This window comes from Chryseobacterium sp. (assembly GCF_045629545.1).
Lineage (GTDB): Bacteria > Bacteroidota > Bacteroidia > Flavobacteriales > Weeksellaceae > Chryseobacterium.
In genome coordinates this window covers 26,477-36,839 of the sequence record NZ_JAZQRK010000023.1, presented here as the reverse complement: position 1 = coordinate 36,839, position 10,363 = coordinate 26,477, and the positions used below count along the sequence as shown (strand labels likewise).

Genomic DNA, 10,363 nt, shown 5'->3' with positions numbered 1-10,363 from the left:
GAATAAATATCCGTAATTTTATCAAAACAAATCATAAGGCAAATCTTAGTTAAATCATTAAATGTCAGAAACTTAAAGATACTAATTTTTGCCTTTTATCACAAGCTATTTATTCTAAATTTACAATCGAACTCAGGTTCTTATGAAAAAATTCGCCACTTTACTACTTTTCGTTATCGCAACTCAAATAGATGCTCAACAAGCTCCCATGCAAATAATGCCTTCTGGGCATCTCATTACCAAAGCAAAAATAGAAGGTAAAGAAGGTACTTTCATCTTTGATACTGGGGGTGGAATCAATTTGTTTTTCAACAGTTTTGCTAAAGATTTAAAACAAAAAAATACCTACAATTTTCTTACTGCATATCGTGCAACAGGAGAAAAAATTGTGGCACCCTTGTATGAAAATGAACAAGTAGAATTTGCAGGTAAAAAATTTCAAAATGTTCCCTACTCTACTTTTGATATGAAAATGAATGGTATTGATGGTTTGATTTCTCTCCAAATGTTTGCTGATACCGATTTTATTATTGATTATGATAAAAAAGAAATTACAATTGCAGATTTCTCTAAAAACACAAAAGCAAAATCTTTTGATATTCAACTGACTACAAATGCGGATAAATCAACAGATATTTCTACATATATTACGCTCAATAATCATTATAAAATCCAGGTTTTACTAGATTCGGGAGCTGGTAATGATTCTTTTTGGCTGAGTAGTCAATATATTTCTACCTTGGGCTTAGACGCATCAAAATTGGAAGTTAAAGAGATGACAAGCGAATTTGATAATAAGCTCACAACAAAGTATTATCGTGGCTCTATTCCTTCTATTTCAAACGATTTGGTCACTCTAAAAGATCCAAAAGTAGTTTTTGTAGAAGGACTGATCTATGAAGGAAAAACAAGTATAAATTGGTTTGGAAAAAAAATTGGAATTAGCTTAAAAAATAAAAAAATGTATATTTTGGATTAAATAAAATAAATAGTTTATTATTTAATTATTTATGCCCAATAAGATTAACTTTAATAAATTATCCTACTCAATAAATTTCGGCAATTATCTTTACCTTTGCATATATAAAAATTTATAATAAATGTCAAACAGAAAGATGATAACGGCAGCTCTGCCTTACGCAAACGGGCCGGTTCATATAGGACATTTGGCGGGTGTTTATATTCCTGCAGATGTTTATGCGAGATTTCAGAGAAGAGCAGGAAAAGATGTCGCTTTTATTTGTGGTTCAGATGAGCACGGAATTCCTATCACGATAAGAGCAAAAAAAGAAGGTGTAACGCCTCAAGATATTGTAGACAAATATCATGAAATCATCAAAAACTCATTTTCAGATTTGGGGATTTCTTTTGACGAATATTCTAGAACTACATCAGCTAATCATCGCGAAACCAGTCAGGATTTCTTTAAAGTTCTTTATGAAAAAGGGAAATTTACAGAGGAAGTTTCAGAGCAGTATTTTGATGAGCAAGCTAATGAATTCTTAGCAGATAGATATATTGTAGGTACTTGCCCAAATTGTGGTAATGATAATGCATACGGAGACCAATGTGAGAAATGTGGTTCTACCCTTTCTCCATCAGAATTGATCAATCCAAAATCGATGTTGAGTGGTAATATTCCGATTCTAAAAGATACCAAAAACTGGTATTTGCCATTGAATGAGTATGAAGATTTCTTGAACGAATGGATCATCGAAGGTCATAAAGACGACTGGAAAACCAATGTGTACGGACAAGTAAAATCATGGTTGAATGATGGTTTAAAACCACGTGCAATGACTAGAGATCTCAACTGGGGAGTTCCAGTTCCTCTTCCAGGAGCAGACGGAAAAGTATTGTACGTTTGGTTTGATGCGCCTATTGGATATATTTCTTTCACTAAAGAATGGGCAGCGAAAAACGGAAAAGACTGGAAAGACTATTGGCAAAGTGATAGCAGCGATTTGGTACACTTCATCGGTAAAGACAATATTGTCTTCCACTGTATTATTTTCCCTGCAATGATGAAGGCTCATGGAGATTTCAAAATGCCTGCAAACGTACCTGCTTTTGAATTTTTGAATCTTGAAAACGATAAAATTTCTACTTCTAGAAACTGGGCAGTTTGGGCGCACGAATATGTACAAGATTTCCCTGGTCAGCAAGATGTATTGAGATATGCATTGCTTTCTTCTGCGCCAGAAACTAAAGATAACAATTTTACTTGGAAGGATTTCCAAACCAAAAATAATTCAGAATTGGTAGGTATTTTCGGTAACTTCATTAATAGAGTTGCTGTACTTATTCATAAATATTATGACGGAATTGTACCTGCTGGAGATACCAACGCAGTAGAATTAAAAGAAATAAGCAAAGCAGCAAAAGAAATTTCTGGTTTCTTAGAAAATTACGAATTTAGAAACGCTTTATCATCTTTGATGAATTTGGCACGTTTCGGAAACCAATATTTGCAAGCTGAAGAGCCTTGGAAAACGATAAAAGATAACCCCGAAAAAGCGGCACATTCTTTATATATTGGAGCTCAAATTGCTGTAGGATTAGCACAATTGTGTGAACCTTTCATGCCTTTCTCTTCAGAAAAATTATTAAACATGTTCAATGTAGAGCAATTGAATTGGGCAGATGTAGAAACAAAAAATATATTGGTAGAAACAGGACACAAGATCAACGAATCTTTCTTGTTGTTCTCTAAAATTGAAGATGATGTGATAGATGCACAAATCCAAAAATTAGAAAATACCAAACAAAATAATAAAAAAACAAACCTTAACGCCAACCCTATGAAAGAAGAAATTCAGTTTGACGATTTCACGAAAATCGATCTAAGAACTGCTACTATTTTGGAAGCTGAAAAAGTAGAAAAAGCAGACAAATTATTGAAATTGAAAGTAGATACAGGCGTTGATGTAAGAACTGTAGTTTCTGGTATTGCAGAAAGCTTCTCACCTGAAGAATTGATTGGCAAACAAGTAATGATTTTGCTCAATCTTGCACCAAGAAAAATAAGAGGAATAGAATCTCAAGGGATGTTACTATTAACAACAAAACCAGATGGTAAACTTTCATTTGTAAGCCCAACTGATGCCGTAGAAAACGGAGTTGAAATAGGATAACTAATAATTTCTTATCATAAAAAAACTCCCACATGAAACATCAATCATGTGGGAGTTTTTATTTATATTTTTAAATGTAATTTTAAATTTTTGCTTTCGTAAGTTTAGCCAAATAAGAATCCTCATCTTGCAACACCAATTCTATATCAAAACCATTACATATTGCCGCATTCTGAAGCGTATTAAAATCTAGATACAACCATTTTATCGGATTTTCAGATTCTCCTTTGTAATGCACAATATAATCTAATTCTCCATAATATCCAGTTGCAGGAATAATCACTGCGCCGTCATCATCCGTATCAAACATATATAAAATATCGGTACTGTCTATTAATATTTGTCCATTTTCGTTTAAAAGTGAATGAAGCTTTGTTAAATACAAATCTATTTTATCCAAAGATTGAAAAATCCCAGTTCCATTCATTAATAACAAAATGGTATCATACGTGTGTGCCGAGAAAGTCATCATATCTTCACAAACTGCATTTTTTATGCCTCGTAAAGTACAAACTTCATTAGATTTTTTTGAAATATCTAAAGCAGTAACATCCAACATTTTTTCGTTTTGAATATAAAGTGAATGCGAACCTGCGCCTGCCCCAATATCTAAAACTTTTCCAAAAGATAATGCTAATGCCTTTTGCTCGATTTCGTTCATATCAGAAAAATCTCTAAACAGATATTCTACTGGTAATTCGTCGAGTTCGGAAATTGACGTTTCGGTTTGTAAATCTTCAGGATTTTCATTTTTAAAATAATCCCAAATTGCTTGTCCCATTAAATCTTTCATGCTCAGTAATAAAGGTGCAAAGATAAGATTTTTGCCTTAAAACAAAAGTTGAAAACTGCTTCTATCTTGTTTTAATTATTTTAAATATAAAAAATAAACAGTTTGATTTTAATTATGAAAAAGGCGTTCCTGCTGCATCTTTTACTTTCTCAGCAAATAGTTTTTTCTCTCTCATTCTTCTTTTTGCAATGGTAGATTTACCTTTCAGAACTCTTACAAATCTCACATAAGTGAATTTTTCTGCACCGAAGTGATGTGTGATTATATAGAATAAGATTCCAAACCCCACCCAAATAATATACCCGAATAATTTTTTATTTGCGGACAGGATGGCATTAAACTGTATAGACTTCAAGTTGGACATTACCCCTTGCTGAGAAATTATATTGCCATCCATATACACCGCCAATTCTCCTAAACTTTCTATTTGAAACTGATACTGTACCCAAGAAAATATCGCCGAAAATACGCCAACAGTAAGGAAAGTACGCCATAGTAAAACCAAACCAATAGCAGCCAACATATCATTCAATTCTAGTTTATCCAATGTATAATACCAAACTGCAACAAAGAGTGAACACATTCCGTATCCTTTTAGAAACATAGGCAAATACCAATTTTCATAGCTAAACTCCATTGCCATTGAAAAATACATAATCATAACGTATCCCAACATAGACGCAAAACCAGAAAAAATAAGCATTTTCAACGGCTTTTTCTTTTTAAACCAAATGATAGCAACAGTTCCTGCAAGCAGTAAACCTGGAATCATCATTAAATTCAATTTAGAATTCGTTAATTGATCGTACCCTAAAACTCCTACCGAAAACATATTTTGAAGCGAAGAAGTCCCCAGGTACATCCCTACCCATACCAACATAAATAAACCGTGCAATACATTGCTTTTGGTAAATATTTTAAATGATAAATAAGGTCTTTTCAAATGGATTTGTCGGGTGACTAGACAAGCGAAACAGACGAAAGAATATACACTTGCATAACTAATTTTGGGAGAGTGAAACCAATCTTGCTGTTTACCAAAAGATAATACATAAGCACCAAACATAAAGGTAGACATGAATAATACCACGCTTAACCAATCTATAAAATGTAAAGGAACTTTTAGCGCAAAATACTGATGGTGCATAAATATAAAGCAAAGCAAAGCCATTACCAGACAACCTATAGCCACAATGATAAAAAACTGTTGCCAATTGTATAATATCGAAATTTCGGCAGCGTAATAATTGGAAATCTGCCCCACTACCAATACAAATGTATAAAATGCACCATAGAATACTCCTCTATCACCTGCCATCGTCATTAAGGGTAAAAATAATTCGATGGTGATCATCATTTTCATAAAACCAATGAGCAACGATGAAAACACTATGATCATAGGATCTATTGTAGTAGCATTAATATAACTTAGAAGTCCTAATAACAAAAGAAGCGTCACTACTTTATCCCGAATTTTAAATCTCATTTTTATTCTAAGCACCACAGGCATACATGCTCCCATCCCTATCGTAGAAGCATAGTTGGCCCACATGAAATACTCGGTCATTTGCCCAGTGCCGCCCACCATAAAACTAATGTTTCCGGTGTACACTCCTCCCAATGGCATCACTACAATGAGAAGGAGCAATATCAATAGTAGTTGTACAGGTTTAGGAACCCATGTGCCAAATAAACCTTTGTTGTACATCATGGATTTATCGTTACATTCATGTTCATTCCAGCACTAAGTTTTGCTATATCTTCTTTTTTATTGTTTTCACTAAATTCTATTCTCACCGGAATTCTCTGTTGTACTTTGATAAAGTTTCCTGTAGAGTTATCCGTAGGCACATTAGAATATCTAGATCCAGTAGCAGCCGAAACAGCAGTAACCACACCTTCGAACGGTTTACCATTCAGTGCATCAGCTGTCATCCTAATTTTTTCGCCAATTTTAATATTAGGCATTTGACTTTCTAAGAAATTAGCCGTTACCCATTTTTGATTGTTCAAGACAATGGTTGCAATTTGCTGTCCTGGTTGTATCAATTGTCCTTCAGAGATGGTTCTTCTACCCATTACACCATCGTAAGGAGCAGTGATCACGGTATAAGACAAATTGATTTTTGCCATATCCAGAGCTGCCTTTGTACGTTTTATTTCAGCATCATCAATGCCCAATTTGCTTTTAACTTCTGTGGTAGAAAGGTTGGCAGATTGTTTCTGATTTACTAATGTTTCGTACGCTGCCTTTTGAGCATCATATTCGGTTTTTGCTTGTTCGTATTGCTGTCTTGTTACCGCTTCTGCTGCCAATAAGTTTTTGTAACGATTGAAGTTTTGTTCGGCATTCCACAATCTTGCTTTTGCGCCCGCAATATTAGATTCCATCACATTTACAGAGTTAGAAACCGTATTGATGGAAGATCCTGTTGCTGTACGTTGGGCTAAAGCATTTTGGTAAGCCGCTTCTGCTTGTCCCAATTGTGTTAAAATTTCTCTATCATCAAGAATCGCCAAAGTATCTCCTTTCTTTACAAGTTGATGCTCTATAAATTTTATTTCCTTGATGTAAGCAGAAACTCGCGTATTGATAGGATTGATGAATTCCTCTACTTGTGCAGATTCTGTATACGTTTTGTCTCCAATATGAAAATAATGTCTTACAAGGTAAAAGAGTCCAAAACCAATAAGGCAAAAGACAATAATATTAGAAATGATAGCTTTTATTTTGTTCTTTCTGTTTTCTTTTTTCTTAGAATTAACAGAAGTTTGAGCGTTATTTTTCATTAATTTTTTTCAGTTTATTCTTATTAATTCTTTATAATGTTCCAGTAGATTTTAGCACGTTATAATATTGGTACAATACATTTATTTCTGCATTTGCATAATCTAGTTCAGATTGTAGCTTTTGATTTTGTGCATCTATCATCTCTGCTTGTACCGCTAGCTGGTTCAAGTATTTGGCTTCAGTAATATTGTAATTTTCATTCGCCAATTTTCTTGATTCATCCAATATCTCGGCCTGTTGCATAGATTCTTGGTATTTGATATAGGCGGCATTCACGCTCATATTTATATGTTGTTCAGTATATACCAATGCATCTTGAGCCTGATTTTTCTGGATCTCTCCAAGCTTTATTTTCTCTTTAGTTTTATATAAATTATCAATATTATAACTTAAGAAAACTCCTGCTTGCCAACCACTAGAATACATATCCAAAACGGGAGACTTTGATGTGATAGGTCTTTGTAAACTGTATCCACCAAAACCAGAAACAGTAGGCATTCTATCCGTTTTTATAATTTCAATATTTTTATCAGCAACATCAATATTGGTTTGTGCAGATTGCAACTGAGGATTTTCTTGATGAGCTAGATTTAAATAAAATTCAGCATCAGCATCCGCTTTATTATTTTTAAGATTTTCTGTAGGAATGATTTCTGTATTCGCATCCAAACCTAAAACAGTAACCAAATTGTAATTGATGATTTTTCTATTATTAGCCAAGGTTAAAATTCCTTGATCTAAGTTTTTAATTGCCAATTCTGCTCTTATCACCTCATTTCTGGTAATCATACCTTCATGATAAAACTTCTGAACGTTTTTTAATCGTTCTAATGCCAATTTTTTGTTGTTAGCAAAAACTATTTCTTGGTTGATTATTTTATAGATGTCTAAATAATTTGAAATTACCAAAAATTTGACATCTTGTTTGTTTTTTTCTACATCCAAAGCTGATAATTGTTCTCTAAGACCAGCCATTTCAATAGACTTGTTTACCAAACCACCTTTAAAGATCAATTGTGTAGCTTGTACTCCATAAGTACTACCATAATGAGGCATTAGAGAAGTGATTGTATTAGAAAAATCTTTGTCTATTACCAACACGTTTCCCAGATAGAATTGGGATGTTGATGCAACAATATTAGGAAGTTTTTGTAATTTTACAATCTCCTTTTGTTGTCTAGCGATATCTATATTTTTGGAAGAAATCTTTAACTGATAATGATTTTCTATAGCAAGCTTCGCAATGTTTTCTGCTGAGATAGGCAATTTATCCTGAGAGAACATGTACATCGGAAACACGCCCATCATCAATATAAATACTGCTTCTAATTTTTTGATCATCTTACTTTATTTTACCAAACAAAAGTACAACAAGTCACATATCAAACAAATGTTTGATATCTGAATAAAGATGTTCAGATGTAGGATTTAAGAATCGAACTGATGGCGATACTGCGTAGGACTTACTTTTACGTGTTTTTTGAAAAAGTGAGAAAACGAATATTGATCACTGAATCCTAGCAAAGCTGAGATGGTAGAAATACTCTTTTTAGATGAGTTGAGATGAACTTTTGCTTCATTCACCATGATAAGCGCTATGATTTCACTAGAGGACTTTCCGGTAACAGATTTTACGACTGAAGAAAGATGTCTGGTTGTTATAGATTGCCTTTCTGCATAGAATTCGACAGATTTTTGTAGATGATGATGGGTAGCCAAATCACTTAGAAAAATATAAACAATTTCCTCTTTTCTAGACATCTGAGTCATCGATTTATTATCTTCTTTAGAAATAAAACCCGCCATCTGATACGCAAAAACCGAAAACAGATTTTCTATGATTTCTTTTTTGTAAATCATTTCTGTAGGCGATTCTAGAATAAATTTAATAAAATTGATGCTTTTCCAAACAATGTCCAATTCTCCTTCTTCAATGTGAACCCCAACATTCATTTGCTGACGAAAATATCGGTAAGTAATTAATCTATTGAATTTTAAAGATAAAGCTGAAATAAATTCTCGCTTATAAGAAACCATTCTCGATTGGAAATCATCGCTTACTGAAATTATTTCATACACCGTCTCAGGATCTGCCACAAAAAACATATTCGGCCTAAGTTCTAAGATGCTAAAATGTTGTAAAAGCTTAATGCTGCCGGATTTAACAAAAATAAATGACGGATTGTTAGGACGAAATGGCTTCCCATAGCTATTCCTTTCAAATATATTGTGTTGCGTGAAAATTTCAATTCCGAATTGTTCTAAAACAGACATTTTACAAAATTACAGATAATCTAGGGCACAGCAATAAAATTGTAGAGAAGAATCAAAATGATTATTAAATTTAATGCTAGAAATTGAAAACAAAAAAAGCTCGGAAATCTAAGATTTCCGAGCTTATATTTTATGCGTTAAAATGTTCTTTTACTGTTTCCAAAACCTTTTCATCAGACATTTTCTGTGAGGTTGCCAATGTAATCTTTAGATTTTTGAATTGGGCTGTATCGTTAAGATATCGCTTCAATTCTTCTTGTATTGTACCAGGTCCAGTAATATAAACTTCCTGAGAATTTGTGAGTAAATTCTCCACTTCTTTGAAGAATTTTATTCTATTGGTTTTTTCTGCATTGTTTCCTGCATTTTCGCTAGAATTACCATGCTGGATTTCAGCTTTTACAGGACTACAAAGAAAAAATTTAAATGCATTTTGCGCATCATGATTTTTTACTACTACTGCTTTTTCAGAATCTATCCAGATACCTGCTAATTTTTTGTCTGACATAATAATTTGTGTATTAATGATTGGAGTAAATCTATCAATTATAATGCAAACTACATGTTAACAGGTGTTAAATTATTTTCCGATTACAAAAACAGCAGGAATCTTGTGCAATTCTGGTTTGTTTTTTTGCCAATTTTTCATGCTTAACGTTTTTATAAATTCATGTTCCGGATCGTTGATATTTGCTGCTATGCAAAGTTTTGTATTGGGCGATAAAGTTTTGCATAAATCCTCAAACAAAGTATTGTTTCTGTATGGAGTCTCCATAAAAATCTGAGTATAACCTGTACGTTGAAGTTGACCTTCTAACTGTGAAATTTGCTTTTTCTTTTCCGATTTTTCTATTGGCAAATATCCATTGAAGGCAAATTCTTGCCCATTAAATCCACTTGAAATTAATGCTAAAATAATTGATGAAGGACCCGAAATTGGGATTACTTTTATGTTTTTTTCGTGACACCATTTTACAATCAGGTTTCCAGGATCTGCAATACAGGGCAAACCTGCTTCAGAAAGCAAACCAAAATCCTGCCCATCTAGCATACGATCTTGTGCTTCTTTAATATCTGCATTTTCTGTGTATTTATCTAGTAAAAACAACTTCAGATCGGCTTGTTTTTTTTCTGGAGCAAAAAATTTAATTACTTTTCTTGCTGTTTTTTCGTTTTCAACAAAGAAATAATCTGTTTGCATGATGTATTCTTTGATGATGGGAGAAAAGTGGCTGATAGAAGTATTTTCTGATAAATAAGCGGGTAATAAAAAAAGCATTATTTTATATATTTTAAATAGGGAAATAAATGATATTGGGAAAACTTACTCTTAATTAAGCATAGCGCTTTCATTTGATTTAAAATTGAAAT

9 protein-coding genes are annotated in these 10,363 nt (G+C 33.0%); 2 read left to right on the top strand and 7 right to left on the bottom strand.

The features are described 5' to 3' along the window. Window positions 1-142 precede the first annotated feature (142 nt). Window positions 143-979, top strand: coding sequence for a retropepsin-like aspartic protease (locus ACKI42_RS04940; RefSeq protein ID WP_407403053.1), 837 nt, complete (start codon window positions 143-145; stop codon window positions 977-979). 121 nt (window positions 980-1,100) lie between these two features. Continuing rightward, entirely contained in the window at window positions 1,101-3,134 is a 2,034-nt protein-coding gene (gene metG / locus ACKI42_RS04935; protein WP_407403051.1) for a methionine--tRNA ligase, read from the top strand. Between the two features lie 82 nt (window positions 3,135-3,216). Here metG and ACKI42_RS04930 read toward each other — a convergent pair whose 3' ends face one another. From ACKI42_RS04930 to ACKI42_RS04900, 7 genes are all read right to left on the bottom strand, one after another. After that, window positions 3,217-3,927, bottom strand: coding sequence for a class I SAM-dependent methyltransferase (locus tag ACKI42_RS04930; protein ID WP_407403049.1), 711 nt, complete (start codon window positions 3,925-3,927; stop codon window positions 3,217-3,219). 112 nt (window positions 3,928-4,039) lie between these two features. Beyond that, window positions 4,040-5,638 (bottom strand): MFS transporter, encoded by a 1,599-nt coding sequence (locus tag ACKI42_RS04925; protein WP_407403047.1) that lies wholly within the window; start codon window positions 5,636-5,638, stop codon window positions 4,040-4,042. Beyond that, the gene (locus ACKI42_RS04920) at window positions 5,635-6,717 is read right to left on the bottom strand and encodes an HlyD family secretion protein (RefSeq protein WP_407403045.1); all 1,083 of its coding nucleotides are present in this window, start codon (window positions 6,715-6,717) and stop codon (window positions 5,635-5,637) included. Before ACKI42_RS04920 ends, ACKI42_RS04925 begins: the two co-directional genes overlap by 4 nt. A gap of 31 nt (window positions 6,718-6,748) precedes the next feature. Then, the gene (locus ACKI42_RS04915) at window positions 6,749-8,059 is read right to left on the bottom strand and encodes a TolC family protein (RefSeq protein WP_407403043.1); all 1,311 of its coding nucleotides are present in this window, start codon (window positions 8,057-8,059) and stop codon (window positions 6,749-6,751) included. 87 nt (window positions 8,060-8,146) lie between these two features. Then, window positions 8,147-8,992 carry a helix-turn-helix domain-containing protein gene (locus ACKI42_RS04910; RefSeq protein WP_407403041.1) on the bottom strand — a complete coding sequence of 282 codons (846 nt, stop codon included), beginning with the start codon at window positions 8,990-8,992 and terminating at the stop codon, window positions 8,147-8,149. Window positions 8,993-9,122: 130 nt separating this feature from the next. Next, window positions 9,123-9,500 (bottom strand): hypothetical protein, encoded by a 378-nt coding sequence (locus tag ACKI42_RS04905; protein ID WP_407403039.1) that lies wholly within the window; start codon window positions 9,498-9,500, stop codon window positions 9,123-9,125. Window positions 9,501-9,572: 72 nt separating this feature from the next. Continuing rightward, the gene (locus ACKI42_RS04900; protein ID WP_407403037.1) at window positions 9,573-10,271 is read right to left on the bottom strand and encodes an SAM-dependent methyltransferase; all 699 of its coding nucleotides are present in this window, start codon (window positions 10,269-10,271) and stop codon (window positions 9,573-9,575) included. Between the last annotated feature and the right edge of the window lie 92 nt (window positions 10,272-10,363).